The following is a 26,186-nucleotide window of genomic DNA, read 5'->3' as shown; positions in this document are numbered from 1 at the left end:
CGGTTGAACCGATCATCCAAAACACTGGGTCCTGGCTTTCGCCGGGATGAGCGGACCTCATGAATCTGTTCCGGATCGACGGCGAACCGGCCAGCGTCGAGGCGCTGGCTCCCGTGCTGATGTCGAACTACGGCGCCTTCACCTCGATGCAGGTCGAGGACGGCGCCGTGCGGGGCCTGGACCTGCATCTGGACCGGCTGGAGCATGAGGCGCTGACGCTGTTCGGCGTGGCCGTGCCCGAGGCGAGGCTGCGCGAGCGGATGCGGGCGGCGCTGGCGGGACAGGAGGGACGGCGCAGCCTGCGGGTTCAGCTGTTCCTGGAGACCGTCACCCTGCGCATGCCCGACGCCATGGGCGAGCCGAGTGTGCTGACCGTCGTGTCCGATCCGGCCAACGCGCTGTGCGATCCGCTGAGATTGCAGACGCAGGACTATGCCCGCGAAGCGCCGGAGCTGAAGCACAACGGCACCTTCGGCCTGACGCGGGCGCGACGGGCGGCGAAGGCGGCGAGTTTCGACGACGCGCTTTTCGTCGGGCCGGACGGCCTGGTGTCGGAAGGAACGATCTGGAACATCGGCTTCGTCGAGGACGGGCGCATCGTCTGGCCCCGGGCGCCGATGCTGCGCGGGACGGGGCAGGCGCTGCTGGAGAACGGGCTCGATCTCGTCGGGCTGGACAGCGAGATCCGGCCGATAGACCGGACCGCGCTGGCGGGCTTCCGGCAGGCCTTCATCTGCAACAGCGCCACGCCCGCCTGCCCGGTCGGAAACATCGATGGGCGGTCCCTGGACGTGGATCCGGCGCTGATCGACCGGCTTCAGGCCGCATGGGCGTCGAACGCGCCGCAGGCGATCTAGGCCGTCGGTTTCGCACCTGCTAAACCGGACCAAAGTCGGGGAGGACTTCGATGCGCATAGGCCTGTATCCGGGCACGTTCGACCCGATCACCAACGGGCATATGGACATCATCGGCCGGGCGGTGAAGCTGGTCGATCGGCTGGTCATCGGCGTCGCCCAGAACGACGACAAGGGCCCGCTGTTCTCGACCGCCGAACGGGTCGAGATGGTCCGGGCCGAGGTGGTGAAGTTCGGCGACAAGGTCGAGGTTCGGCCCTTCTCCAGCCTGCTGATGCATTTCGCCGAAGAGCTGGACGCGACGGTGATCGTGCGCGGCCTGCGCGCCGTCGCCGACTTTGAATACGAATTCCAGATGACCGCGATGAACCAGCGCCTCAATGCCGACATCGAGACCGTCTTCCTGATGGCCGACCCGCGGCATCAGGCGATCGCCTCGCGGCTGGTCAAGGAAATCGCCCGACTGGGCGGGGATATCGGAAGTTTCGTCAGCCCGGCCGTCGCGGCCCAGGTGCTGGACAGGGTCAAGGACTAGAATGCGTACCAAGACGATGCTCGCGGCGGCCGTGTCGGCCGCCCTCCTGACCGGCGCGACCGCCCCGGCGGCCCTGTCGCAGACAGCGGCGCCCGCCGCGGAGTGGCGCACGATCGCGCCGGAAAACCTGCTGATCATCGACACCGCCAAGGGGCGGATCGTGATCGAACTGGATCCGCGCGTGGCGCCCCAGTCGGTCGAACGGGTGCGCACCCTGGCCGACCGCGGCTTCTATGACGGACTGAAATTCCACCGGGTGATCGAGGGCTTCATGGCCCAGACCGGCGATCCCCTGGGCACCGGCGAGGGCAGCAGCGAACTGCCCGACGTGCCCGGTGAGTTCTCGTTCCGGCGGGGCCGCGCCGACGGCTTCGCCGCCATCGGACCGGGCAATAGCGGCAGCGCCCAGATGGGGCTGATGGGCTCCATGCCCGTCGAGACCCAGCCGGACGCCCAGATGATGGTCACCGCCGACTTCAAGGTCGCGGCCATCGGCCTGTTCTGCCCCGGCGTCGTGGGCATGGCCCGCGCCAACGATCCGAACAGCGCCAACAGCCAATTCTACATCATGACCGGCCCCAACGCGTCCCTGAACGGGACCTATACGCCCTTCGGCCGGGTGCTGGCCGGACTGGACGCGGTCAAGGCGCTGAAGCCCGGCGTGCGCGCCGAGAACGGCCGGGTGACCGATCCCGACGTCATGACCCGGGTGCGGACCGCGGCGGCCCTGCCGGCGGGGCAGCGGCCCACCGCGCGGGTCATGGTCTCGGCCGGCCCGGCCTTCGCCGCCCGGATCGCCGAAGCCCGCACCGCACTGGGCGATCGCTTCACCGTCTGTGATGTGCAGCCGCCGGCCGAAGTCACCGGCGGCTGAGCCGGACGCAAGGGGAGGGGACCATGAGACTGACGCTCGCAAGATCGCTCGTTGTGGCCGCCGTGGCGGCCCTGTCCACGGGGGCCGCCCTGGCCCAGGACGCGGGCGGCCCGCCGCCTCCGCCCCCGGCGCCCACGCCGCAGACCACGATCGCCGAGAATGACTGGCGCGCCGTCGCGCCCGAGAACCTGCTGGTCATCGACACGACCAAGGGCCGCATCCTGGTCGAGCTGACTCCGCAGATCGCGCCCCTGCATGTCGAGCGCATCCGCCTGCTGGCGCACAACGGCTTCTTCGACGGCCTGCTGTGGCACCGGGTGATCGACTGGTTCATGGCCCAGACGGGCGACCCGCTCGGCAGCGGCGAGGGCCAGAGCGCCTATCCCGACCTGAAGGCCGAGTTCACCTTCCGCCGCGACCCGGCCATGCCGTTCGCCGCCGTGGCCGAGCCCGCCGGCGCGCGGGTCGGCTTCCTCGGCGCCCTGCCGGTCCAGACCCAGCCCGACGCCGCCTTCGCCCAGACCGGCGACGGCAAGGTGCACGGCTGGGGCCTGTACTGCCCGGGCGTGGTCGGCATGGCCCGCGACGAGGGCAACGACACCGCCAACAGCCAGTTCTTCATCATGCGTCAGGCCTATCCGGCGCTGGACAAGCGCTACACCATCTGGGGCGTGACGGTGTCGGGGCTGGACGTGGTCCGGTCGCTGCAGGTCGGGGACGGCGAGAACGGCATGATGGCCTCGGTCCAGCCGGACCGCATGACCCGCGTGCGCGTGGCCGCCGACATCCCCGCCGCCGAGCGGCCGACGGTGCAGGTGCTGGCCACCGGCTCCGAGCGCTTCCGCACCCTGGTGACCGAGGCCCGCGCGGCGCGCGGCGCCGACTTCTCGGTGTGCGACGTGACCCTGCCGGTTCAGGTGGCGGGGGGCTGAGCGCGGCCGCGTCCGCGCCGGCGTTTGCGGCGGGGCGGCTTGCGGTCCTCGCGCATGCGCTGGAGCAGCAGGCCTTCGCGCAGGCCGCGGTCGGCGACGCGCACGCGCTCTGACGGCCAGGCGCGCTGCACGGCTTCCATGATGGCGGCGCCGGCCAGGACCAGGTCGGCGCGGTCCGGGCCGATGCAGGATTCCGCCGCCCGACCCTCGGGCCCCAGCGCCTTCAGCCGTTCGGCCGCCGCCTCGCAGTCGCCGCGCGTCATCCACAGGCCGTCGACCAGATTGCGCTGGTAGCGGGGCAGGCCCAGGTGGATGCCCGCCAGACTGGTGATGGCGCCCGAGGTGCCGACCAGATGGGCGCGGCCCTGGACGAAGACATCGCGCAGGGCCGGATCGATCGGCGTGTCGGCGATGGCGGCGCCCATGTCGGCCACCATGGCTTCGTACCAGGGGGTCAGGTCGCCGCCGATCGGTTCGGGGTGGCGCTCGGCCAGGGTGACGACGCCGATGGGGGCCGAAATCCAGCCCTCCAGCGCGAAGCCCGAGCCGTTGCGGCGCAGCCAACTGAGCTCGGTCGAGCCGCCGCCGACATCTACGACCAGAATGGCCTCGGCGTTGGGATCGAACAGGTTGAGGCAGCCCTGGACGGCCAGGCGGGCCTCTTCGGCGGGGTCGATGATGCGCAGCTTCAGGCCCGTGCCCTGCCGGACCCGTTCGATGAAGGCGGCGCCGTTCTCGGCCTGGCGGCAGGCCTGGGTGGCCACGGCCATAAGGCGCGAGGGGTCGATCCCGCGCTTGGCGACCCGCTCGCCGCACAGCATGAGGGCCTCATAGGCCCGCTCCATGGCCGCGTCGTCCAGCCGGCCGGTGCGTGACAGGCCTTCGCCGAGGCGGACGATGCGGCTGAACGAATCGACGACGCGGAAGCCGTCCTTCGCCGCGCGGGCGATCAGCAGACGGCAGTTGTTGGTCCCCAGATCGAGGGCGCCGTAGAGCGGCGCGTCGCGACCTGACGCCCCCGGTCCGGCGGGCGCGCCGCCGCGGGCGCGCTCTCCGTCGGATCGACGGGGCTGGGACCGGCGGCGCGAGGACGCGCCTTCGGTCTCCGGCATGGCCGAATCTTTCAAGGTGGGCGGTCCGGAACGGCGCCCGTCCCGGACAGCCTAGACCGCGAAACTCGTCCGCGCCAAGCGTGTCTGTCGCGAAAATGAACGGCGGTCACATGATCCTGCTCAGGTTCGGGAGCGTAACCGTGGCGGCATGACCCATCCCGTCTCAGCCCGCTTCGGCCTCGGCCAGATCGTCCGGCATCGTTCCGCGGGATTTCGCGGCGTGGTGATCGACGTGGATCCCGTCTTCGCGGGGCAGCCCGGCGCGACCGGCGCGATCTCGCCGGACCAGCCCTTCTACCAGGTGCTGGCCCTGGGGGCCGACGGCGGCTTCATGGCCTATGCGTCCGAGGATTCGCTGGAGCACGACCCCGAGCTGTCGATGCTGACCCGGGATGCGGAGGAGCGCTACTTCACCGTCGACGCCCGTGGCCGGCACGCGCCCCGCGAGCAGGCGATCCACTGACACTGCTGGCGCGCGCCCGCGCCGGGTTCTAGATTGTCGGCAAGGGGCCGCCAGAGCCCGGATGCAGGAGCACCGTCATGTCCGATTTCGAGCACGTCTTCGACAAGCCGCCCGCGGGCGCGGCCGAAGACTGGACGATTCCGCAGGACTGGCGCGCCTATACCGAGACCGAGCACAAGACCTGGGACACCCTGTACGCCCGGCAGATGAAGATCCTGCCCGGTCGCGCCGCCGACGTCTTCTTCAAGGGGCTGAAGGCGCTGGACCTGAACACCGGCGGCATTCCCGACTTCTCGCTGATGAACCCCAAGCTGCAGGCCCTGACCGGCTGGACGGTGGTGTGCGTGCCGGGTCTGGTGCCGGACGAGGTCTTCTTCGACCACCTGGCCAACCGTCGCTTCCCCTCGGGCCAGTTCATCCGCAAGCCGGACCAGCTGGACTACCTGCAGGAGCCGGACATCTTCCACGACGTGTTCGGCCATGTGCCGATGCTGACCGACCCGGCCTTCGCCGCCTATATGGAAGCCTACGGCAAGGGCGGGCAGCGGGCCGCCTCGCTGGGCATGCTGCCCAATCTGGCGCGCCTGTACTGGTACACGGTCGAGTTCGGCCTGATGCAGGACACCGGCGGCCTGCGCATCTACGGGGCCGGCATCGTCTCCTCGGCGACCGAGAGCGTGTTCGCCATCGAGGACCCGTCGCCGAACCGGCTGGGCTTCGACCTGGAGCGGGTGATGAAGACCCTGTACCGGATCGACGACTTCCAGCAGGTCTATTTCGTCATCGACAGCATCGAGGCGCTGAAGGGCGAGACGCTGAAGGATTTCGGCCCGATCTACGACCGGCTGAAGGGCGCGGACGCCATCCCAATCGAGACCGTCCTGCCCACCGACGAGGTCTTCACCGAAGGCACCCAGGCCTATGCGGCCAAGGGCGGGCGGTTCGCGGCCTGATCAGAACCAGGCCTTGAGGCCGACGACGAGGCGGGTGTCGTCCGCTTCGCCGCCCCGGGCCTCGATGTCGTCGGCCGTGTCTCCGAACGATCGGCTCCATTCGACACCGACATAGGGGGCGAACTCCCTGCGGATTTCGTAGCGCAGGCGAAGGCCCGCCGTGACCGAGGTCAGGCCCGAGCCGATCTCCAGTTCCGGGACATCCTGGGCCGACAGGTTCAGCTCAAGCGCGGGCTGCAGGATCCAGCGCTGGGTGACACGCTGGTCGTATTCCGCCTCGACGCGGGCCGTCAGGTCCCCGTCGGTCGACAGGAAGGCGGCGGCGCCCATCTCGAACCAGTAGGGGGCGACGCCCTGCACGCCGACGGTCAGGTGGGTCGTGTCCGGGCCGTCCGGGCGGACATCCTGGCGCACGCCCGCCTGAACGTCCCAGAAGGGGGCGACGGCGCGGCTATAGAGGGCCTGAATCTCGGCGTCGTGCAGCTTGCCGCCGAAGTCGCCTTCGCCCTCGGTCTTCCACCAGAAGCGATTGATGTCGCCGCCGGTCCAGCCCTGGGCCTCCCAGCCGTAGCCGTCCTCGCCGTCGCCGAAGCGGGCCTCGAGCCTGTCGATCAGAACCGCCGTGGTGCGGACGTCGCCGTTCTCGACCAGCAGTTGCCTGCGCGCCGCCGCCATGGCGGCCGGATCGAACAGCAGGTCCGCCGCGTGGGCGGGCGCGGCGCGGGCGGAGGGCGGGGGCGGGGTCTCGACCATGCGGCCGCCGACGGCGTCCACGCTGGTCGGAATATTGGGCGGGCCGGCGGTCATGCCGCCCCTGTCGTGCCCGGCATGAGGATCGGCCGCCGCCGGGACGGGGCTCATGGTGTGGCCCGCGTGAGGATCGGCGGCGGGCGCCGGGGCCGGAGCCGTCCGCATCCCGCTCATGTCGTGGCCGGCGTGCGGATCGGCGGCGGGCGGCGTGGCTGGAGCCGCCTGCATGCCGCTCATGTCATGCCCAGCGTGCGGATCTGCGGCCGTCGCGGGGGGCGGAGGCGCGGGCCTGTGGGCGGCGTGGGGATCAGCCGGGGGCGGGGTCTGGGCGGGCATGGCGTGCCCGGCGTGCGACTGGGCGGCGGCGGAACCGGCGGCCAGGACCAGCGGCAGGACCGCGGCGGCGGCGAGCAGGGCGCGGTTCATCGGGCCGCTCCTTGCATCGGCCGGACCGTGACGACGTTGAACATCCCGGCGTGCATGTGCATCAGCAGGTGGCAGTGGAAGGCCCAGTCGCCGGGCGCGTCGGCGGTCAGGTCGAAGGTCACCTTTGAGCCCGGCGCCACATTGACCGTGTGCTTCAGCGGCTGATGCCCGTCATGCCCGTTGACCAGCTGGAAGAAGTGGCCGTGCAGGTGGATCGGGTGGGCCATCATGGTGTCGTTGACCAGGGTGACGCGGACCCGCTCGTTCAGCTCGAACCGGATCGGCTCGACCAGCTCCGAGAATTTGCGGCCGTCGAAGCCCCACATGAACCGTTCCATGTTTCCGGTCAGGTGGATTTCCATCGAACGTGACGGCGGGCGCGTGTCGCGGTTCGGCTCGAGGGCGCGCAGGTCGGTGTAGACCAGCACCCGGTGATCGACGTCCTGCAGGCCCTGCGGACGCTCGCCCAGGCGGTTCGCGGGCGCGGGCGCGACGGCGTCCACCCCGACGCCGACCGCCATGTCGGCGGGGGCGTTGTTCGGGTCGCGCATGCTCATGGCGCCGTGATCCATGGGTGCGGCGGCTTCGCCATGGGCCGAGTGATCCATCCCGGCCATGGAGCCGTGATCCATGCCCGCCATGCCGCCACCCATGCCCATGTCGGTCATGGTCAGGTTGGGAACTTCGCGCAGCGGCGGAACCTCGGCCGTCATGCCCAGGCGCGGGGCCAGGGTGGCGCGGCCCATGCCCGAGCGGTCGATGGCCTCGGACACGATGGTGTAGGCGCGGTCCTCGGTCGGCCGGACGATGACGTCATAGGTCTCGGCGACCGAGATCTGGAACTCGTCCACCTCGACCGGACGGACGTGCTCGCCGTCGGCCTGGACCACGGTCATGGCCAGGCCGGGGATGCGGACGTTGAAGATCGACATGGCCGAGGCGTTGATGATGCGCAGCCGCACCCGCTCGCCGGGGCGGAACAGTCCGGTCCAGTTCTCCTGCGGGCCGTGGCCGTTGATCAGATAGGTGTAGGTCGAGCCGCTGACGTCCAGGATGTCCCGCGGATCCATCCGCATCGATCCCCACATGCGGCGTTCCTCCAGGCTCATCCGGTCCTCGCCCGAGATCAGGCCGGACAGGGTGGTGCGCTGGTGGTTGAAGTAGCCGGGGCTCTTCTTCAGCTTGGCCAGGATTTCGTGCGGATGCATGAAGCTCCAGTCCGACAGGACCAGAACGTGCTCGCGGTCATAGCCGACCGGATCGGCGCCGGCCGGGTCGATGACGATGGGGCCATAGTGGCCCATGGCCTCCTGCAGCCCCGAATGGCTGTGGTACCAGTAGGTGCCGGACTGCCGGATCGGGAACTCGTAGACGAAGGTCTCGCGCGGCTTGATGCCGGGGAAGCTGACGCCCGGCACGCCGTCCATCTGGAAGGGCAGCAAGAGGCCGTGCCAGTGGATCGAGGTGTCCTCGTCCAGGGTGTTGGTCACCGACAGGCGCACGTTCTGGCCTTCGCGCATCCGCAGCAGAGGCGCGGGGAGCAGGCCGTTGACGGTGAAGGCGTGGCCGGTGCGGCCGCCGACGGTGAAGTCCGAATGGCCCACGGTCAGGTCGATGTTCGGCCCCGTCAGCGTCGGCAGATCGGCGCGCAGTCCCGGCGAACCCGTCTGCGCCCAGGCGGGCATCAGGCCTTGCAGGCCCAGCAGTCCGCCGCCCGCGGCGGCTCCGCGCAGAAGGGCTCGGCGATCAAGGCGGGGCGTCGGCATGGGGCGGGCGGTCCTCGGGCGAATTCGGCTGTTCGTTCAGATACGCAGCGGAACCGGCTTCCCCCTGCGGCGGGTCGCCACAGGCCGGCTTCGGATCAGGTCCCGGTGGCGGAGGACGCCGCCATCCGTTCCGTCAACGCCTTGCGGGCGCGCGCGATCCGGGTCTCCACGGCCTTGACCGTGACGCCCAGGATGGCGGCGATCTCGGCCTGCGACCGCCCTTCCAGGGTGGCGAGGAGCAGGGGCGCCTTCAGGGCGTCCGGCAGGTCCAACAGCGCGCGCTGAAGGGCCTCGGCCCGGCGCCGGTCGTCCAGGCGGGCCTCGGGCGCGGGCGCATCGTCGCCCACCGCCGCCGCCTCGGGCGCGTCCAGGCCCATGACCCCGCGCACCACGCGCCGGACCGCGCGCCGCCGGCCCCAGTCGCGGCATTTGTTCACGGCGATGGCGCGCAGCCAGACATCGAACGGCCGCGCCGGGTCATAGCGCCGTATGGCGAGCCAGGCGGCGACATAGGTCTCCTGCAGCAGGTCGTGCGCCTCGTCCTCGTCGCCGACATAGCGGCGGATGAAGCGGTGGAGGTCCCGCTTGGTGGCGGCCATCAGGGCGGTGAAGGCGGCCCGGTCCCCGCGCGCCGCGCGGGCTTCGATGTTCGCCTCGCCCTCCACGCCCGCGCTTAACCGGCGTCGCGGCGCAGGGCGTCGGCGACCGCCGCGTCGAACACCTCGGCCTGGGCCGGGGTCAGAACGGATCGCATCTCGAAGATATGGGCCAGGGTCGCCTTCTGCAGGTCGCCCATGGCCGTGTGGAAGTGATCGACCGCCGCCTGGACCTCGGGCGTGTCCCCCCGGTTGACGGCGATGGCGGCGGCCAGTTCGCGGTTGGCGGCCCGGACCTCGGTCTCCAGGGCGGTGCGGCGCGGGGCGAAGCGGGCCTCGATGGCGTCGAGGCGGCGGTCCTGTTCGGCGTTCAGGTCGAGCTTCTCATGGACGACGCTGTGCAGGCTGGGGGGCTGGCGGTCGCGCAGGATCCAGGTCGCGCTGACCCAGGTCGCCGCGCCGCTGGCCAGGGCGGCCAGCACCGCCGTGATCAGGATGGAGGTCCAGGCGGTCTTCATCCGCGGGCGTCCAGGCGCGTGAGGGGCGAGGCGTCGGCCGAGACGGCGAACACCTGCATCTCGGACGGCGCGGACCGGGACGCCGCCAGCATCAGGCCCCCGTTCACCCCGCCGATGACCAGGGCCATGGCGACGGCGGCGAGCCGCACCTGCCCCATCCGCATCTGGGCGCGGCGCTGATCGACGCGGATCCAGACGCCGTCTTCCAGACCGGCCAGCCCTGCCTCGTCCACCGGTCCGGCGGCGGCGATCATTGTTCTGAGGTCATCCGTCATTGCACACCTGCCTCCATGCCCCGTCCAGCATACGCACGCACCGGCGATAACCCTCATGAGGGGGGCGACGCCATCTCCCGTATAGAGATGAACGCCCCGCGGAGAACACATCTGATGCGATCGACACTGAACCGCCGCCTGTTGCTCGGCGCGGGCCTCGCCGTGGGCATGGGGGGCGCCGCCTGCGCCCAGACCCCGCCGTCGCGCGCCCTGACGGTCTACAAGACCCCGACCTGCCCGTGCTGCGACGGATGGGTCGCGCACATGCGCCGCGCGGGTTTCACCGCCACCGTCGTCGTGGTCGACGACCTTCAGCCGGTGCGGCGCAGCCGGGGCTTTCCCGACGCGCTGGCGTCCTGTCACACCGGTCTGGTCGGCGGCTATCTGATCGAGGGCCATGTGCCGGCCGAAGATGTCGTCCGTCTGCTGGCCGACCGACCGACCGCCGTGGGCCTGGCCGTGCCGGCCATGCCGCTGGGCTCGCCGGGCATGGAGACGCCGCAGGGCCACAAGGATCCCTATGACACCCTGCTGGTGCTCAGATCGGGCGCCCCGCGCGTGTTCGCCCGCCACAACCAGCCGGCCGCCTGAATCCACCCCCGAACCTGACGCACCGGAGCCGACCATGTCCCGAACCCGCCTCGCCCTGACCTTTTCGGCCGCCATGCTGTGCGCGGCGCCCGCCTTCGCCCAGGATCACGCCCACGACCACAGCACAGCCGCCGGCGCCGTCGCCGCCGAGGCGGCGGACGCGGCCACGGTGGTCGACGCCTTCCACGCCGCGCTGAAGGCCGGGAACACCGCCGCCGCCCTGGCCCTGCTGGCGCCGGAGGTGATGATCTTCGAGGAGGGCGGGGCGGAGCGGTCGCGGGACGAATACGCCTCTCACCACCTCGGCTCGGACGCCGCCTTCGCCGCGGCCTCGGAGGCGACGGTGTCGCGCCGGTCGGGATGGGCCGACGGCGACGTGGCCTGGATCACCAGCGAGGGCCGCACGACGGGTCAGTTCAACGGCCGCGCCGTGGACCGGCTGACGGCCGAGACCATGGTGCTGAAGCGGCACGCCGACGGCTGGCGCATCCATCACATCCACTGGTCGTCACGGTCGCCGCGCTAGAGCCTGATCGTTTTAGACGGAACCGCTTCGCGGTTCCGGCTGAAGCGTGAATCAGGCTCTCGCTTTAAATCTGGAGCCTGATTCACCGCATCGGCGGAATCGCGAAGCGATTCCTCCTCAACGGATCAGGCTCTAGGCGGTCACAGGGCCGAGGGCGGGGCCAGCGTGCCCATGACCGCGACGACGGCGAGCAGCAGGGCGCCGACCGCGGTTTCGGCGACGATGCTGCACCGGAGCCGCTGAAGCGCCGGTCGGGGATCGTCGCCGCTCTCCAGGACGACGCCGAGCGTGGGCGTCAGGCGGAAGCGGTTCTGCGCCGCCATGGCGAGCATCAGTGCGAACAGTGCGAGCTTGGCGATCAGCAGCTGGCCGTAGAGGCCGGCGCCCAACGCGCCGACCCGGGCGGGCCCGACCAGGAACCCGCTGTTCACAAGGCCGGTCAGCACCAGCAGGACGACCGCGAGCGTCCCCAGGCCGGCGAAGCCGTGCAGGGCGCGATGGATCGCCGGATCATCCGAAGCGGTCCGGCGCACGAGCAGGGCGGTCAGGGCCGCCAGGGCGCCGAGCCACAGGGCGGCGGCGGCCATGTGCACGATGTCGGCCGCCAGATGGACAGGTCCGCCGGGGCCTTCCGTCGCCGCGCCGTGGCCGGTCCAGGCGAAGCTGGCGGCGATGATCAGCCCCGCCGCGACCAGGAAGGCCCACAGGCCGCGGCCCGGTCTGAAGACGACGACGGCGGCGAGGCTCAGCAACGCCAAGGCGCCGCGAACGACCATGGCCATGCCCAGGGTCGTGCCGGTGACCATGAAGGACAGGGAGGCGGGCTTGAGGGCTTCGCTCAACGCGCCGGCCATGACGGCGGTCTGGGCGACCAGGGCGGCGAGCGAACCGAGCGCGACGACGAGGGCCGACCCGATCAGCGTGGGCCGCGCCCAGGCGAGGTTCGGGCCGTCTGTCCCCCTGAAGCTGTAGAGCAGGAACAACGGGGTCCCGAGCAGGACGACCGCTCCGCCGTATTGAAGCCAGCGGAGCGCGATGACCGCGCCTTCCAGCATGCGTCAGCGCACCGTGAAGGTGTAGGAGCCGGTCATGCGGTGGCCGTCGCCCGAGGCGATGCGCCAGTCGACGCGGTAGACCCCGGCGGGGGCGGGGCGCGCCAGGGTACCGGTCAGGGTCTTGCCGTCCTCGCCGACCGCGATCCGCACCGGGACCTTTTCGCCCGCGGCGTTGACGAGGTCGAAGGCGGAGAAGGCGGGCGCCATGCGCTCGCTGAAGGTCAGGCTGATGGTCGAGGGCGCCGCCACGGTCGCGTTCGGCGCGGGGGTCGCCGTGACCAGCCGGGCGTGGGCCGCCGCCGGGCCGGCGGCGAAGGCGGTCATCGCCGCCAGGGCGATGAAGGGGGCGGGGCTGAAACGGCGCATGCTCGGTCTCCTGACGGGGCCGATCCGGCCCTGTGCATCTCTACGCGCCGGGCGAGAGCGCCCCTCATGACGGCGGGGAGGGCTCAGTCCTCGTGGGCGATCAGGCTCTGATGCTTGGTGTCGCGCATGAAGAGATAGACCAGCAGCGAGACGCCGATCATGGCGGTGACGTACCAGAAGAAGGCGCTCTCGATCCCGGCGCCCTTGAGCCACAGCGCCACATATTCCGCCGTGCCGCCGAAGGCCGCGTTGGCGATCGCGTAGGGCAGGGCGACGCCCAGGGCGCGGATGTGGGCGGGGAAGAGCTCGGCCTTCACCACGGCGTTGATGGAGGTGTAGCCGCTGACGATCACCAGCGCCGAGAGCGCCAGCAGGAAGGCGACGAAGGGGCTGTCGGCCGTGGCCAGGGCCGACATGATCGGCACGGTGAACAGGACGCCGGTGACCCCGAAGGCGATCATCACCGGCTTGCGCCCGATGCGGTCGGACAGGGCGCCCACGGCGGGCTGCAGGCACATGAACAGGAACAGGGCGGCGGCGCTGATCTCGGTCGCCACGTCCTTGGTGAAGCCGGTCGTGTTGACGAGGAATTTCTGCAGGTAGGTGGTGTAGGCGTAGAAGGCGAGAGTCCCCCCGGCGGTCAGGCCCATGACCAGCAGGGCCTCCTTGGGATGCTTGAGGATCAGCAGCAGGGCGCTGGATTTCGGCGGCGCCTTGGCGTCGGAGGCCACGAAGGCGCGGGTCTCATCGAGGCGACGCCGCAGCCAGAAGACAATCACCGCCAGCGCCGCGCCGACGAAGAAGGGAATGCGCCAGCCCCAGGACGCCAGCGCGTCCTCGCTGAGGGTGTTCTGCAGCAGGATCAGCAGCAGCAGGGCCAGGAGCTGGCCCGAGATCAGGGTCACGTACTGGAAGCTGGACCAGAAGCCGCGATGGTTCTTCGTGGCCATCTCGGACAGGTAGGTGGCCGAGGAGCCGTACTCGCCGCCGACGCTGAGGCCCTGCATCAGGCGGGCGAGCAGCAGCAGGGCGGGGGCGGCCAGGCCGATGGTGGCGTAGCCGGGCGTGCAGGCGATGATCAGGCTGCCGGTGCACATCAGGGTGACGGACAGGGTCAGCCCGGCCTTGCGGCCCTTGCGGTCGGCGTAGACGCCCATGATCCACGCCCCGACCGGCCGCATCAGGAAGCCGACGGCGAAGATGGCGGCGCTCGACAGCAACTGGGCGGTGGGCTCGCCCTTGGGGAAGAAGACGGGAGCGAAATAGAGGGTGAAGGCCGCATAGGCGTACCAGTCGAACCACTCGACCAGATTGCCCGCCGAGCCGCCGATGATGTTGCGCAGGCGCCGGGCGGGCGACATGGCTTCGGTCGGGGCGGCTTCGGTCATCGGATCGGCCTTTCGGTCTCGCTCAAGGTCAGGGACGGCCGGAGAGGGCGGGCCAGGCGGTCCAGGTTCCGATGGCGTAGGCGACGCCATAGGCCAGGACGATCAGGGAACTCCACAGAACGAAGGGCGTGACGCCGCCGGGGTTCAGGACGAACGCCGGGACGAGCACCAGTCCGCGCAGAAGATAGACGGCGGTGATCAACACAAGGGCGGTGCGGATCAGCGGCAGGCGCGGGATCAGTCCGGCGCCGGAGAAGGCGTAGGCGGCCCAGACGGCGAGCACGCCCGCGATCCCGAGGGTGATGAGGTGCGGGGTCCATGAGCCCTGCTCGACCTGCCGCGCCATCCGCTCGCCGGCGCCGAGGGTCCGGTACCAGGATGCCCCGCCCACGATGGCGGCGAGGTGCAGAAGGGAGGCTCCGGCGCTGAGAACGCCACCCGCGATCAGGGCCGGATTGGTCATCATGGCGGTCAATCCCTCTGGAACGGATAGAAGCCGGAGCCGAGGCCGAGGATGGAGGTCAGCTCGTCCAGCGCGCCCCGGCTTTCGTCCAGCAGGGCCGGATCGGCCAGGTCGGCGACGCCGAGGCGGTCGCGGTACCAGGTCGCGCCCCAGACGCTGAGCGCGCCGTGCAGGCCCTCGGTCAGGCGCATGGCGGGATTGGTCGCGGCCAGTTCGGCGTCGTTCAGAACCACCCTGAGACGGAGGCAGGCGGGGCCGCCGCCGTTGCGCATCGACTGGCGCACATCGACGTACTCGACCTTGCCGATGGGGCCGTTGGACGAGGCCACGGCTTGCGCGACCGCATGGCTGCGGGCGTTGTCGCGGGTCTCGGTCGGGCAGATCAGGGTCAGGCGATCCTCGCCCGGGATCCGCACCAGCATGGAGTTGAACAGATAGCTGGAGATGGCGTCGGCCAGCGGCAGGTCGGCGGACGAGACCTCGACGAAGATCGGTTCGAACCCCTGCGCGGCCGCGCGGATGGCGGCGTGGGTTCCGGCGGTGTCCTCGAAGGCCAGGTCGTGATGGAACAGGGTCTCCAGCGCGCCGACGCAGACCACGTCATTGTGGAAGGTGCCGCCGGCGATGGCGGCCTTCGACTGGCGGGCGAAGACGGCGCCGGATGCGCCATGGCGGCGGGCCAGGGCCTCGGAGGCTTCGCGCGTCTGGCGGGCGGGATAGGCGCCGGTCCACGGCTCATAGGCCTCGCGGCCCCAGACCAGAAGATTGACGCCGGGCTCTCCGTGGTCGGCGCACAGGCGGACGTGGTTGGCGGCCCCCTCGTCGGCCAGGTGGGCGACCGAGGGCAGGGCGTCGTGCACGGCGAAGCGCGCGGGGTCGGGGAAGAGGGCGTCCAGCGCCCGCTTCGTCTGGGCGTGCTCGAGCGAGCGGTGCAGGTTGGTGACGAGGTTGGCGGGGCTGAAGTGGACCCGGCCGTCGGCGCTGTCGGCGCTGGGCGTCACGGTGGCGGCGTTGGCCGCCCACATGGGCGAGGCCGAGCTGGCGGCGGCGGCGAAGGTCGGGGCCTCCTTCCACGCCCGCTCCACCACCTGGGCGTCCGTGCCGGAGAAGCCGAGGCTGCGCAGGAAGGGCAGGTTGGGCCGCTCGTGCGGCGGCAGGACGAACTGGGGCAGGCCGAGGTCGGCCAGCCGCTTCATCTTGTCGAGGCCCTGCAGGACGGCGGCGCGCGGGTTGGACTCCTGGCCCTCGTTCAGGCTGGAGGCGAGGTTGCCCGGCGACAGGCCCGCATAGGAGTGGGTGGGGCCGATCAGGCCGTCGGCGTTGGCTTCGACGGCGGGGACGGTCACGCCGACAACCCCTTGATCTCGCTTTCGATGTTCTTGACCGCCTCGGCCTCGAAACTGGCGACCGGATAGGCGCAATAGTCGGCGGCGTAGTAGGCGCTCGGGCGGTGGTTGCCGCTGGCGCCGAGGCCGCCGAAGGGCATGTCGCCGGCAGCGCCGGTGGTCGGGCGGTTGAAGTTGACGACGCCCGCGCGGATGCGGCGGATGAAGCGGTCCCAGTTGGCCGGATTGTCGCTGACCAGACCGGCGGACAGGCCGTAGCGGGTGGCGTTGGCCGCCGCGATGGCCGCCTCGAAGGTCGGAACCCGGATCACCTGCAGGAAGGGGGCGAACATCTCCTCATCCAGCACGTTCAGGCCGGTCACGTCGATGATCGCGGGGCGGACGAAGGCGCCGGGCAGGTTGCCGACCGGGCCGGAGGCGCGGACCACCTTGGCCCCCAGGTCGATGCGCTGCTGCAGGGCCTGCAGGGCCGCCTGGGCCGCGCGCTCCGAGATCAGCGGACCGGCGTAGGGCTCCGTCGCGCTGTTCCAGGGGGCGAAGAGCAGGCGGTCGCTGAGGGCGGCGACGGCCTCGATGACGGCGTCGCCCTGCGGCCCCTCCGGTACGATCAAGCGACGGGCGCAGGAGCAGCGCTGGCCGGTGGTGATGAAGGCCGACTGGACCACGATGCCGGCGATGGCTTCGGCGTCGGCGGCGTCCCAGACGACCAGCGGATTGTTGCCGCCCAGCTCGAGCGCGAGGATCACGTGCGGATCGTCCGCGAACTTGCGGCGGAAGTGAGCGCCGGCGGCGCCGGAGCCGGTGAACATCAGGGCGTCGATGCCGCTATCCAGCAGGGCCGCGCCCGTGTCGCGGCCGCCCTGGACGACGTTGACGACGCCGGTCGGCAGTTCGGCGGCCTCGAAGGCCTCGGCCATCAGCTGGCCGGTGAGCGGGGTCTCTTCCGACGGCTTGAAGACGACGGTGTCGCCGGCCAGCAGGGCCGGAACGATGTGGCCGTTGGGCAGGTGGCCGGGGAAGTTGAACGGGCCGAGCACGGCGGCGACGCCGTGCGGGCGGTGACGCAGGGTCGCCGAGCCGAAGGCGGTCTGGGCCGTTCGCTCGCCCGTGCGCTCGTCATAGGCGCGGATCGAGATGTCGACCTTGCCCTGCATGGCCTGAAGCTCGGTGGTGGTCTCCCACAGGGCCTTGCCGGTTTCGCGGCTGATGGCCTCGGCGATATGCGGCGCGCGCTCTTTCAGGACGGCCTGATAGCGCTTCACGGCGTCGATCCGGTCCTGACGCGGGCGGTCGGCCCAATCGGGGAAGGCGGCCCGGGCGCGGTCGGCGGCGGCCTGCACCTCGGCGGGGGAGGCGGCGGGGCTTTCCCAGACGGTTTCGCCGGTGGCGGGGTCGATGGACTGGAATACGGTCATGGGATCACTCAGGTCTTCACGCGGACCGTATCTCCGGCGCGCACCTTCAGCGCATCGGCGGTCTCGCGATTCAGGGTGGCGACGTCGCCCTCGATATGGGCGCGCTGGCGCACGGCGCGGAAGGCGCCGACGCTGTTGGTGGAGATCAGGGCGGGCAGCTCGGCCTCGACTTCGTCGGCGACGGCGACGGTCAGGGGGCGGGCGTCACGAACGGTGCGGATGTTGTCACGCTGGCACGAGACGGTCGGTCCGGCGTCGAAGATGTCGATCAGGCCGTTGGGCCGGAAGCCCTCGCTTTCCAGCAGGGCCATGGCGGGCACGCCCTGCGGGTGGACCTTGCCGATCACGGCGCGGGCGGGCTCGGGCAGCAGGTCGATGTAAATCGGGTGGCGTGGAGCCAGGTCGAGGATGAACTGCTTGTCCGTCGAGCCGGTCATGCGGTCGGCCTCGTCGAACTCCATCGGGAAGAATTTGTGGGCGACGTGGTCCCAGAAGGGGCAGGCGCCGTCGGGGGTGAAGACCCCGCGCAGCTCGGCCAGGACGTTGTCATTGAACAGTTCGGGCTCGGCGCCGATCAGCATGTAGCGCGACTGGCTGAGCAGGCGGCCCGCGCCGCCCTTGCGCCGGTCGGCCTTGAGGAACAGCGAGCCGACCTCGGTCCAGCCGGTGCACTCGTTGACCAGCACCAGGGTCTTCTGTTCCAGCTTTATGCCCAGCGAAGGCGACGACTGGGCGTTGTTGACGACCCGGAAGCTGAAGAAGGGGCGCTTGAGGCCGACGGCCGCCTTGACCGAGCCGATACCGTCGACGTCGCCGGTCTCCGACTCCTCCAGCATCAGGGTGTACCAGCGCTCCTGCGGCTCCATCTTGCCGTGGAAGCTGTCGCGGCTGAGGTCGAGGCGTTCGGACAGCTGGTCCGGATCCTCGGGCAGGCTGGTGAAGCCCGGGCCGCTGAGGATGGCCAGCTCCAGCAGGAAGTCGAGATCGGCGGGGCCGGCGGGGCGGACGACGAGCATGGGGGTTACATCGTCTCCAGACGCAGGGACTTCAGTTTCACGGCGTCGATCTCGCCCGACGCGATCTTGCACAGGATCAGGGCGCTGAGCTGGGCGCGTTCGACGAAGCTGGCGGGCCAGGCGAACTCCTTATCCGAATGGATATCGCCGCCCAGCACGCCGAGGGTGTCGATATTGGGCAGGCCGGCGGCGTGCAGGTTGTTGCCTTCGCAGACGCCGCCCGACGGCTTCCAGGCGATGGTCTGGCCCAGAAGGGCGCCGGCATCACGCACGGCGTTGAAAAGCGCGGTCTGGGAGGCGTCCATCGGTTTGGGCGCGCGGGTCATGCCGCCGTGCAGGTCCAGCGTCAGGCCGGGGAAGGGCGGCTCAGCCGCGATCTGGCGCACGGTCTCGGAGATCCAGGCCGAGGCCTGGGCGTCGGGGACGCGGACGTTGAAGCGGACCACGGCGTTGTCGGCGACGACGTTCAGAGCCCCGCCGCCGCTGATCTTGGCGACATTGACGGTGACGCCCTCGCGCTGACCGTTCAGGCCGTGCAGGCGGGCCGCGATCATGGCGGCGCCGGCGACGGCGTTGGCGCCCTCGTGGAAGGCGCGGCCCGCGTGGGCGGCCTTGCCTGTCACGATCAGGTGGTAGTTGCCGCTGCCCTTGCGTTCGCCCGCCAACGTGCCGTCGGAGAGGGCGGGCTCATAGGTCATGCCGACATGGCCGCGCGCGCCGAGCTCGGCCAGCAGGGGAGCGGAGGCGGGAGAGCCGATCTCCTCGTCCGGGCTCAGCAGGACGGTCCATCCCACGCGCTCGCGGTCCGGATGGGTCTCGAAGGCTTCCAGCGCGGCCAGAAGCACCGAGATGCCGCCCTTCATGTCAGCGACGCCCGGGCCGTTCAGGGCTCCGTCAGCGCGGGTCACGACGGTCTGGAAGCCGCTCTCGGCCGGGAAGACGGTGTCGTAGTGGCCGGTCAGCACGACCTGCAGGGGCGCGTCCGGGCGGCAGGTGATCTTCAGGGCGTCGGCGTGGGCCTCGGCCCGCACCGAGCCGTCGTCGGCGACGGTGGTGGAGCCCTGGGTGGGGATGCGCTCGACGGCGACGGGCAGATGGCGCGCCTCGGCCTCCAGCAGCGTCAGGACAGCGTTCAGCCCCTCGGCGTTGCGGCTGCCGGAGTTGACGTTCGCCCACGTCACGGCGCGTCCGATGATGACGGTTTCGCGCGCCGCGACATGGTCGAGCACGGTCTGATCAGAAGGCAGAATCCGCATGCGCCGGGACCCTAGACGCCCTCGGAAGAAAGGTGAAGGCGGGGACGGCTATCGACTCCCTCCGGCGGCGCGTTAGGGTCAAGCTCCATCCAGAGGAGGAAACGGATGACTGATATCTTCAAGGCAATGAACCCGACCGCGCCGTTGGCGACCGAGGAAGCCGCGCTGGGCGCCGCCAAGGTCAGCGCCGTCGGCATGGTGGTGGGCGCGGTCAACACGGCGATCGGCGGCTGGTACTCCTCAACGCCGGCCGCGCAGGAAGCGGCGGCGCGCATGGTTCATGACCTGACCGGACAGACGGCCGATCCGGCCCAGATCGCGCAGCAGTCGCAGTTCGGCATCATGATCGCGGGCGGCTTCATCGTCCTGCAGCTGATCCTGGCCTTCGTTCAGTGGCGCAAGCCGAACATCGTGCTGCCGATCCTGTTCCTGGTGCTGGTGATCTGGGCTCTGGGCGGGTCCCTGCTGGCCCTGGTCGTGCCGGCGTTCGGCGCGGCCCAGCCGCTGTGGCTGACCATCGCGATCCTGGTCCTGATGCTGATTGCGGCCGTGACCCACATCGCCGGCATCCGCGGCGCCAGCGCCCTGGACAAGATCCGGACGCGCGCCGCCGAAACCTACTAAGCCTACCGGTTCGGGCGGCGGTCTTCGGATCCGCCGCCCGGCTGCCGGCTTTGCCGGCGCCAACGGATGGACAGGCTGGCGTCGCCCTGTCCGCCGAATTTGGAGCTGACCGTCAGATTGCGGCGCACCTGCCACTCGACGTTGACCTCGGCCCCGTCCTCGCCGCCGCCGATGATCTCCAGATAGACATTGTCGGTGATGTAGCGTCCGCCCGCCACGGTGATGCTGGACGCCTCGCCCCCGAAGGACAGGCGGTCCAGTCCGGCCAGCTGGCGCAGGTTCCCGATCACATCGAAGCCGCCGCCGCCCGCCAGAGCGGCCACGCCCGCCGCCAGCTGGGCCGCCTCGAAGGGCGACAGCTGGGACGCGGACCGTCCGAACAGCACCTGGGACAGGATCTCATCCTGGGGCAGGGCCGGGGTCGAGGTCAGGGCGATCTCGGGCCGCACCGCCGTGCCGGTCACGCGGATGGTGGCCGTCAGGGCCGGATCCTCGCGCGTGGCCGACAGGTTTAGCCGGATCTGGTCGGGCCGGGTCGACAGGGTGACCGAGCCGGTGTCGTCGAAGACGAACCGCTTGCCCGCGAAATCATAGTCGCCGCGGATGACCCGCGCGGTTCCGCTCAGGATCGGGCGGCCGATGGTGCCGGTGACGCGCGCATTGACGCCCATCTCCACATTCAGGCCGCGCCCGACCACATGCACGTCGCCGCCGGGCGAACGGATGGCGATGTCCATGCCGATCTGCGGGCCGCGCGGGCGGTTCTGGGCCTCTTCGGGGACGTCGCCGCCGGGGCGGTTGATCTCGACCACATCCATGCGGACGATGCCGTTGGAGCCCGGCGGGTTGGCTTCGATCCGGGCGTCGTCGATGTCGATCTGACCAGCCAGCTGGATGTTGCCGTCCTCGCCCCGGACCACGGTCAGAGGGCCGGAGGCCCGGGCCTCGGCGATGTCGTTGTCGATGATGCGGAAGCGGGTCAGGGCCAGTTCGAAGCTGGAGCCCGAGCCCTGGCGCAGGCCGATGCGGCCGTCGCCGTTGACCGTGCCGCCCGAGCCGTCGTTGGCGGTGAAGGTCTCGATCAGGGCGGTGGTGTCGTCGAACCGGCTGCTCAGGGTGACGCCTTCCAGCCGCAGGCCGACGGCGTTGTCGCGGAACGCCCCCTGCTGCAGGTCGAGACGGCCGTTGATGCGCGGTTCGTTCAGGGTGCCGCCCAGGGTGGCGTTGGCGGTCACCTGGCCCGACAAAGAGCGGTCGCCGCCGAGGAACAGGTCCCAGATCGGCTGGATCTGACCGCGCATGTTGATCTTGCCCTCCATCGGCCGGGTGCGGGCGATGGCGAGCCGCAGCGGGGCCGCGGAGGCTTCCACCGGCAGGGTCAGGTCGGCGCTGGCCTCCACCGCGTTCTCGTCGGTGGCGCGGGCTTCCAGGCGAAGGGTGTTGTCGACCAGCATGGCGCTGAGCGTGCCGTCCACCGACAGGCCGCGCGGCGCGTCGATGCTGCGCAGGTTCTCCAGGCTGATGTTGGCCGAGCCGGACAGGTCGTCGCCGGCGCCGCGCAGGGACAGGCGGCCCGTGACCCGGCCGCGCACGTCCGGGGCGATGGAGCCCAGCTCGACGCTGGTCAGATTGGCCTCGATGATGGCGGCGCGGGAATCCTGGCGCAGTTCGCCGCTCAGGACGCCGCCGCCGACCGACAGGTCGATCCGGGCGACGCGGCCGTCGCCGGACAGGGCGACCACGGCGGGAGAACGGGTGGTGAAGTCGATCTCGCGCACCGAGCCCGCGCCTTCCAACACCACGGACTGGGCCTTGCCCTCGCGGGCGTAGACGCCCGTGCCGTTGAACGACAGCGGCGTCGGCCCGCCCACGTCGGCCTTCAGGTTGAAGGGCAGCCGGTCCAGGGTCCCGCGCCCGTCCAGGTCGAGGGTGCGGATTACATAGGGCGAACCGGCCAGACGCACATTGCGGCCGCTGACGTCGAGGATGGCCGTCTCGGCCCCGTCTCCCTCGGTCAGGCGAACGCGGCCATTGGCCTCCCCGGAAGCCAGGAAGGCGCCGGGACGGGCGGTGAAGGTCAGGTCGGCGCTGGACGGGATGCGGTTGGACAGGGCGATCGCGCCCTGGGCCGCCACGCCGCCGGCGTCGAGGTCCACATCGGTCAGGCGGATACGCGACCCGCCGAGGTAGAAGTTGCCGCTGGCCCGCGCGGGGCCGTAGTTCGAGCCTGCGGTCACGGCGATGCGGCCGTCCGAGGCGTCGGCGCCCTTGCGGAAGCTGAGGATCAGGTTGGCGTCGGTCAGTTTCAGCGCCCCGGCGCTGACCTGGCCGAAGGCGGCGCGGAGGTCGGCGCGGGGCTGGGCCAGGGTGCCGGTCAGGGCGCCGTCGCCGGTCATGGCTCCATCGATCTCGACCGGGCCGACGCCGAACGGGCCGCGCGCGTTCCAGTTCAGGGCCAGCCGCAGGCGGCCGTCGCCCTCGATCAGGCCGCGCGCGCCCGCCGAGCCTTGCGCTCCGGTCAGGGCGGCCCGCTCGACCTCGATGCGTCCGCCGTTCAGGGCGCCGGTCAGCTGCAGGCGGGGCGTGCCGCCCAGCAGGCGGTCCAGTTCGGCTTGTCCCGTGGCCAGGCCGCGTCCGCGGCCGTCGAAGGTCAGCCGCCAGGGGGCGCCGTTCCGGGCCATGGCGGCGCTGATGGGGCCGCCGAAGGCGCCGCGGGCGTCGCGGTGGATCTTCGAGGCGTCGGTGATCCGGGCCTCGCCGCGGAAGCCGAGACCGCCGGTCAGGTCGCGGCCGCCCGAGCCGGTCAGTTCCAGCGCCTGTCCCCTGGCGTTGATCTTCTCCAGCAGGATGGCGCCGTCGGCCAGGCGCGCGGCCTCGAAGACGATGCGCGGGCGAGGGCCCAGCAGGCCGCCGATGATGCCCGCCGTCGACCCGCCGTCGGCCTGGATGTCGCCGTCCAGATCCATGCGGCCCGACTTGACCTGCACGTTCAGCGGGCCGCGCAAGCGGGCGGCGCGGTAGCTGGAGGCCTGCACCCCGACCAGATCGACCGCGCCGGCCAGGGTCCAGTTCGCGGCGTCGCCCTTGAAGACCCCGACGTAGGAGGCGGGGCCGGCGGACGGGTGGCCGATGAGGCGGTTCAGCGACGGCGTGGCGATGTCCAGCCGGACGCCGTCCCGGCTGCGGCGATCCTTGATGCTGATCTGGCCGCTGGCGTCGGAGGTGAGGTTCTCGGTGATCAGCCGCCAGGCGACGCCCTGCTGGCCGTCGCCGTCGGTGTCGGGGGAGGTGGCGAAGCCGAATTTCGCGGTGCGGCCGAGGCGCGCGATGAAGGGGGCCAGGAGGTCCGAGCCGGAGAAGTCGAAGAAGCCGCTGATCCGGGTGTTGTCCTTGCCGTAGCGGCCCTTGACGGTCAGCGGGACGAAGTCGCCGGAGCGGACGACGGCGTCGACCACCTGGCCGTTGACGATGGCGCTGGCGAGGAAGGGCTGGTCCGGCGAGTAGCCCAGGGCGCCCGCGATCGGGCCGCCGCGCGCCTCGACCGCCCGCAGGTTCAGCCGGGTCTCGGCCAGATCGCCGCCGAAGACGGCGTTGAGGCGCAGGTGGTCGCCCGGACGGCTCAGGCTGTTGGCGTTGACGACGGCGGACTTGGCGCCCTGGCGCGGCACATTGGCCTCGCCGGACAGGTTCCAGCGGCCGTACTCCTTGCTGAAGCCTTCCAGCAGTTCGACGTTGGCGGCGAAGCGGTCGATGTCGATGCCCAGCGCCTGCGGACCCGGCGGCGTGGTCGAGGGCTCGACCAGCGGGCGGCGGATCAGGCGGATGACGCCGGCCTCGATGTTGGTGGCGTGGAACCGGCGGGTGATCAGCGGCAGCCAGTCCCAGTCGACCCGGACGGCGCGCGCTTCCAGCCAGACGCCCTTCGCATCGGTGACGGTGACATGGTCGATGGTGAAGTCGTTGAAGATGTCGCCCTTGACCCCTTCGACGTTGATCCGGCCGTAGCGGCCGATCTTCTTGCCCGCGACGAAGCTGGTGACCAGTTCGCGGCCCGGGCCGCTGACCAGGTACATCCGCCCGCCGACCAGCACGACGACCAGCAGGGCGGCCAGGGCGGCCAGGGCCATGCCGCTGAAGAAGGCGAGGGCCTGCAGGCGCGTGCGCTTGCGCCGGGCCTTCTTCGCGGGCGTGTCAGGCGCTTCGGCCGGGGTCGGTTCGGGCGGCGGGGCGTCGGTCAAAACGCCTGCCCGATGCTGACGTAGATCTGGAATTTGGCGTCGCCTTCACGCGCCGACAGCGGGAAGGCGATATCGGCGCGGATCGGGCCGAACGGCAGCTTGTAGCGCACGCCCAGACCCGCGCCGTAGCGCAGGTTGCTGAAGTTGGGCGTTTCCTGGAAGCCGACGGCGCCGGCGTCGACGAAGGCCACGGCCTGGAAGCTGCGCCACACGTCGCGGCGGATTTCCAGCGAGGTCTCGAACAGGCTCAGCCCGCCGCGCGGGGTGTTGTCGGGCAGGCGCGGGCCGACGCCCTGGTATTCATAGCCGCGCACCGATCCGCCGCCGCCGGAATAGAACAGGCGGTCCGACGGCACCGTCAGCTCGCCGCCGCCCAGGATCGAGCCCAGCCTGACCCGCCCGGCCAGCACCGTCTTGGCGTTGTCCTGCAGAGGCAGGTAGGCGGTGGCCTGGGACTCGGCGCGCAGGAACAGCACCGACTCCTCGCCCCCCACCGCGGTCGGCTGGGCCGAGACGGTCAGGCGCCAGCCCGTGGTCGGATCAAGCGGATCGTTGGAATGATCCAGATAGAAGCTGCCGCGCCCGGTCAGGATGTAGAGGTCGCGGTTGAAATTCACCGGCAGCGCGGTGAGCGGATCGAAGCGGTTCTCGTTGTAGTGGCCGATGTCGAGGCCGACGCCGTAACTGACCCAGGAGGTCTTGCCCAGGCGCTGCTGCAGGTCGGCGGCGAAGGTGGCGGCGGTGCGTTCGTAGGCGTCGGTATCCTCGTTCACCACCGCGGCCGACAGTTTCAGCGTCAGTCCCGGATTGCGCCAGTGCGGCAGGCTGAGATCCACGCCCAGCCGGCTATCGACGTTGGCGGCGCGGGCTTCCCAGACCAGGGTGTCGGCGCGCTTGAAGCGGTTGTGCCACGTCCAGCGCAGATCGACGCCGGAGCCTTCGGCGGTCGAGAAGGTGGCGCCCGCCTCGAGGATGCGGCGCGGACGGTCGGTCAGGGTGACGACGATGGGCCGGTTGCCCGCCGCATTGGTCTGGTCCGCCGGCGCCAGGGCCACGCCGACGCCGTCGTAGACCCCGGTCTCGAGCAGGCGGCGTTCCAGTTCCGCCACGTCTTCGGGATCGTAGACGTCGCCTTCGGACCAGGGCGCGAGGCCCGCGACCCAATCCGGATTGGTCGGGCCGCGCGTCTCCAGCCGGACGCCGTCCAGGCGCACCAGCTGGCCCGCGGCGATGTTGTAGGTGGGCTGGACGGTGAAGGCGGCATGGTCGACGACCACGCGGCGGGGTTCGGGCCGCGCGTCGGCGTAGCCGTTGCGGACCAGGCCCGAGACGATCCGGCCCTCGGCGGCGATGACGTCCACGGCGCGGCCCGCCTCGCCCGCCTTCAGCCCGATATCGTTCACGGCGGCCTGCGCCGCCTCGGCCTGCGGTTCAGGCGCGACCCAATGAACGGCGGGGTCGGCCAGCACGAAGCGTGGGCCGGGGATGACGCTGACGATGGCGATCGGGGTCTCTTCGCCCTCGACGACGTCTTCCAGGGTCGGCTGGTAGTAGCCCTCGGAGCGGAGCAGGGCCTGGGCCGCCTCCATGGCCCCGCGGGCGCGTCGGCGGGCCTCGAAGCGGTTGGCTGGCGGACCATCGACCTCGCCCACGGCGCGGACCAGCTGCTCTCGCAGGGTTCCGTCCATGTCGCCGCGAATGTGCGCGCGGGGATCCGCGGCGGCGGCGGACGCGAAGGCCATGCCCGCCAGGCTGACAAGGAAGAGGGCGGGCCTTGGCGTCAAACTCGAACCTTCATTGAGGGCCGGTCGGCCCATAAACAGACGGCGCACTCCCGTCGTCGTCCT

25 protein-coding genes are annotated in these 26,186 nt (G+C 71.0%); 9 read left to right on the top strand and 16 right to left on the bottom strand.

What is annotated here, in order from left to right; translation table 11 throughout:
- Nucleotides 1-59: 59 nt before the first annotated feature.
- From AC3WRV_RS12715 to AC3WRV_RS12700, 4 genes are read left to right on the top strand one after another with little or no spacing between them, the layout of a single operon-like run.
- The gene (locus tag AC3WRV_RS12715) at nucleotides 60-857 is read left to right on the top strand and encodes an aminotransferase class IV (protein ID WP_492313530.1); all 798 of its coding nucleotides are present in this window, start codon (nucleotides 60-62) and stop codon (nucleotides 855-857) included.
- Nucleotides 858-907: 50 nt separating this feature from the next.
- The gene (coaD, locus tag AC3WRV_RS12710) at nucleotides 908-1,390 is read left to right on the top strand and encodes a pantetheine-phosphate adenylyltransferase (RefSeq protein WP_291833027.1); all 483 of its coding nucleotides are present in this window, start codon (nucleotides 908-910) and stop codon (nucleotides 1,388-1,390) included.
- A gap of 1 nt (nucleotide 1,391) precedes the next feature.
- Entirely contained in the window at nucleotides 1,392-2,264 is an 873-nt protein-coding gene (locus AC3WRV_RS12705) for a peptidylprolyl isomerase (protein WP_492313529.1), read from the top strand.
- Nucleotides 2,265-2,287: 23 nt separating this feature from the next.
- The gene (locus AC3WRV_RS12700; protein ID WP_492313528.1) at nucleotides 2,288-3,196 is read left to right on the top strand and encodes a peptidylprolyl isomerase; all 909 of its coding nucleotides are present in this window, start codon (nucleotides 2,288-2,290) and stop codon (nucleotides 3,194-3,196) included.
- Here the strand turns inward: AC3WRV_RS12700 and AC3WRV_RS12695 are convergent.
- Nucleotides 3,178-4,308, bottom strand: coding sequence for a Ppx/GppA phosphatase family protein (locus AC3WRV_RS12695; RefSeq protein ID WP_492313527.1), 1,131 nt, complete (start codon nucleotides 4,306-4,308; stop codon nucleotides 3,178-3,180). The genes AC3WRV_RS12700 and AC3WRV_RS12695 overlap by 19 nt on opposite strands.
- 148 nt (nucleotides 4,309-4,456) lie before the next feature.
- On the opposite strand from AC3WRV_RS12695, the gene hspQ reads away from it, so the two are divergent.
- Both hspQ and phhA read left to right on the top strand, forming a co-directional pair.
- The gene (gene hspQ, locus AC3WRV_RS12690) at nucleotides 4,457-4,771 is read left to right on the top strand and encodes a heat shock protein HspQ (RefSeq protein WP_291833041.1); all 315 of its coding nucleotides are present in this window, start codon (nucleotides 4,457-4,459) and stop codon (nucleotides 4,769-4,771) included.
- Between the two features lie 77 nt (nucleotides 4,772-4,848).
- Nucleotides 4,849-5,724: a phenylalanine 4-monooxygenase gene (gene phhA, locus AC3WRV_RS12685; RefSeq protein WP_492313526.1), complete on the top strand. Its 876-nt coding sequence runs from the start codon at nucleotides 4,849-4,851 to the stop codon at nucleotides 5,722-5,724.
- Here the strand turns inward: phhA and AC3WRV_RS12680 are convergent, their stop codons facing one another.
- From AC3WRV_RS12680 to AC3WRV_RS12660, 5 genes are all read right to left on the bottom strand, one after another.
- A complete protein-coding gene (locus AC3WRV_RS12680; protein ID WP_492313525.1) occupies nucleotides 5,725-6,900 on the bottom strand; it encodes a copper resistance protein B in 1,176 nt (391 codons plus the stop codon).
- The gene (locus AC3WRV_RS12675; protein ID WP_492313524.1) at nucleotides 6,897-8,666 is read right to left on the bottom strand and encodes a copper resistance system multicopper oxidase; all 1,770 of its coding nucleotides are present in this window, start codon (nucleotides 8,664-8,666) and stop codon (nucleotides 6,897-6,899) included. The genes AC3WRV_RS12680 and AC3WRV_RS12675 overlap by 4 nt, the downstream gene beginning before the upstream one ends.
- A gap of 95 nt (nucleotides 8,667-8,761) precedes the next feature.
- On the bottom strand, nucleotides 8,762-9,331 hold the full coding sequence (locus AC3WRV_RS12670; RefSeq protein WP_492313523.1) for an RNA polymerase sigma factor: 570 nt from the start codon (nucleotides 9,329-9,331) through the stop codon (nucleotides 8,762-8,764).
- A gap of 8 nt (nucleotides 9,332-9,339) precedes the next feature.
- Nucleotides 9,340-9,780 carry a Spy/CpxP family protein refolding chaperone gene (locus AC3WRV_RS12665; protein WP_492313522.1) on the bottom strand — a complete coding sequence of 147 codons (441 nt, stop codon included), beginning with the start codon at nucleotides 9,778-9,780 and terminating at the stop codon, nucleotides 9,340-9,342.
- Nucleotides 9,777-10,034: a hypothetical protein gene (locus tag AC3WRV_RS12660; RefSeq protein WP_492313521.1), complete on the bottom strand. Its 258-nt coding sequence runs from the start codon at nucleotides 10,032-10,034 to the stop codon at nucleotides 9,777-9,779. Before AC3WRV_RS12660 ends, AC3WRV_RS12665 begins: the two co-directional genes overlap by 4 nt.
- A gap of 135 nt (nucleotides 10,035-10,169) precedes the next feature.
- Here AC3WRV_RS12660 and AC3WRV_RS12655 point away from each other — a divergent pair, with 135 nt between their 5' ends.
- Complete coding sequence (locus AC3WRV_RS12655; protein ID WP_492313520.1) at nucleotides 10,170-10,646, top strand: DUF411 domain-containing protein; 477 nt, start codon at nucleotides 10,170-10,172, stop codon at nucleotides 10,644-10,646.
- Nucleotides 10,647-10,680: 34 nt separating this feature from the next.
- Nucleotides 10,681-11,172 carry a nuclear transport factor 2 family protein gene (locus tag AC3WRV_RS12650; RefSeq protein ID WP_492313519.1) on the top strand — a complete coding sequence of 164 codons (492 nt, stop codon included), beginning with the start codon at nucleotides 10,681-10,683 and terminating at the stop codon, nucleotides 11,170-11,172.
- A 140-nt stretch (nucleotides 11,173-11,312) separates the two neighbouring features.
- Here the strand turns inward: AC3WRV_RS12650 and copD are convergent, their stop codons facing one another.
- From copD to AC3WRV_RS12610, 8 genes are all read right to left on the bottom strand, one after another.
- On the bottom strand, nucleotides 11,313-12,227 hold the full coding sequence (copD, locus tag AC3WRV_RS12645; protein ID WP_492313518.1) for a copper homeostasis membrane protein CopD: 915 nt from the start codon (nucleotides 12,225-12,227) through the stop codon (nucleotides 11,313-11,315).
- A 3-nt stretch (nucleotides 12,228-12,230) separates the two neighbouring features.
- On the bottom strand, nucleotides 12,231-12,593 hold the full coding sequence (copC, locus tag AC3WRV_RS12640; protein WP_492313517.1) for a copper homeostasis periplasmic binding protein CopC: 363 nt from the start codon (nucleotides 12,591-12,593) through the stop codon (nucleotides 12,231-12,233).
- Nucleotides 12,594-12,676: 83 nt separating this feature from the next.
- A complete protein-coding gene (locus tag AC3WRV_RS12635; protein WP_492313516.1) occupies nucleotides 12,677-13,981 on the bottom strand; it encodes an MFS transporter in 1,305 nt (434 codons plus the stop codon).
- Between the two features lie 28 nt (nucleotides 13,982-14,009).
- On the bottom strand, nucleotides 14,010-14,447 hold the full coding sequence (locus AC3WRV_RS12630) for a hypothetical protein (protein WP_492313515.1): 438 nt from the start codon (nucleotides 14,445-14,447) through the stop codon (nucleotides 14,010-14,012).
- Nucleotides 14,448-14,452: 5 nt separating this feature from the next.
- Nucleotides 14,453-15,790 (bottom strand): N-succinylarginine dihydrolase, encoded by a 1,338-nt coding sequence (astB, locus tag AC3WRV_RS12625; RefSeq protein WP_492313514.1) that lies wholly within the window; start codon nucleotides 15,788-15,790, stop codon nucleotides 14,453-14,455.
- Nucleotides 15,787-17,205, bottom strand: a complete 1,419-nt coding sequence (astD, locus tag AC3WRV_RS12620; protein WP_492313513.1) for a succinylglutamate-semialdehyde dehydrogenase — start codon at nucleotides 17,203-17,205, stop codon at nucleotides 15,787-15,789. Before astD ends, astB begins: the two co-directional genes overlap by 4 nt.
- An 8-nt stretch (nucleotides 17,206-17,213) precedes the next feature.
- Nucleotides 17,214-18,221 carry an arginine N-succinyltransferase gene (locus AC3WRV_RS12615; RefSeq protein ID WP_291832281.1) on the bottom strand — a complete coding sequence of 336 codons (1,008 nt, stop codon included), beginning with the start codon at nucleotides 18,219-18,221 and terminating at the stop codon, nucleotides 17,214-17,216.
- A gap of 5 nt (nucleotides 18,222-18,226) precedes the next feature.
- Entirely contained in the window at nucleotides 18,227-19,477 is a 1,251-nt protein-coding gene (locus AC3WRV_RS12610; RefSeq protein ID WP_492313512.1) for a hydrolase, read from the bottom strand.
- A gap of 105 nt (nucleotides 19,478-19,582) precedes the next feature.
- On the opposite strand from AC3WRV_RS12610, the gene AC3WRV_RS12605 reads away from it, so the two are divergent.
- On the top strand, nucleotides 19,583-20,101 hold the full coding sequence (locus AC3WRV_RS12605) for a hypothetical protein (RefSeq protein ID WP_291832283.1): 519 nt from the start codon (nucleotides 19,583-19,585) through the stop codon (nucleotides 20,099-20,101).
- Between the two features lie 2 nt (nucleotides 20,102-20,103).
- Here AC3WRV_RS12605 and AC3WRV_RS12600 read toward each other — a convergent pair whose 3' ends face one another.
- Together AC3WRV_RS12600 and AC3WRV_RS12595 are read right to left on the bottom strand one after the other, a co-directional pair.
- Nucleotides 20,104-24,339 (bottom strand): translocation/assembly module TamB domain-containing protein, encoded by a 4,236-nt coding sequence (locus AC3WRV_RS12600; RefSeq protein WP_492313511.1) that lies wholly within the window; start codon nucleotides 24,337-24,339, stop codon nucleotides 20,104-20,106.
- Complete coding sequence (locus AC3WRV_RS12595; protein ID WP_492313510.1) at nucleotides 24,336-26,123, bottom strand: autotransporter assembly complex protein TamA; 1,788 nt, start codon at nucleotides 26,121-26,123, stop codon at nucleotides 24,336-24,338. The genes AC3WRV_RS12600 and AC3WRV_RS12595 overlap by 4 nt, the downstream gene beginning before the upstream one ends.
- Nucleotides 26,124-26,186: the final 63 nt, after the last annotated feature.

The sequence above is a fragment of the Brevundimonas sp. EU05-FHT14B11 genome (genome assembly GCF_058790835.1).
The sequence above is the reverse complement of the archived record's forward strand: the minus strand, read 5'-3'. Positions and strand labels throughout refer to the sequence as shown.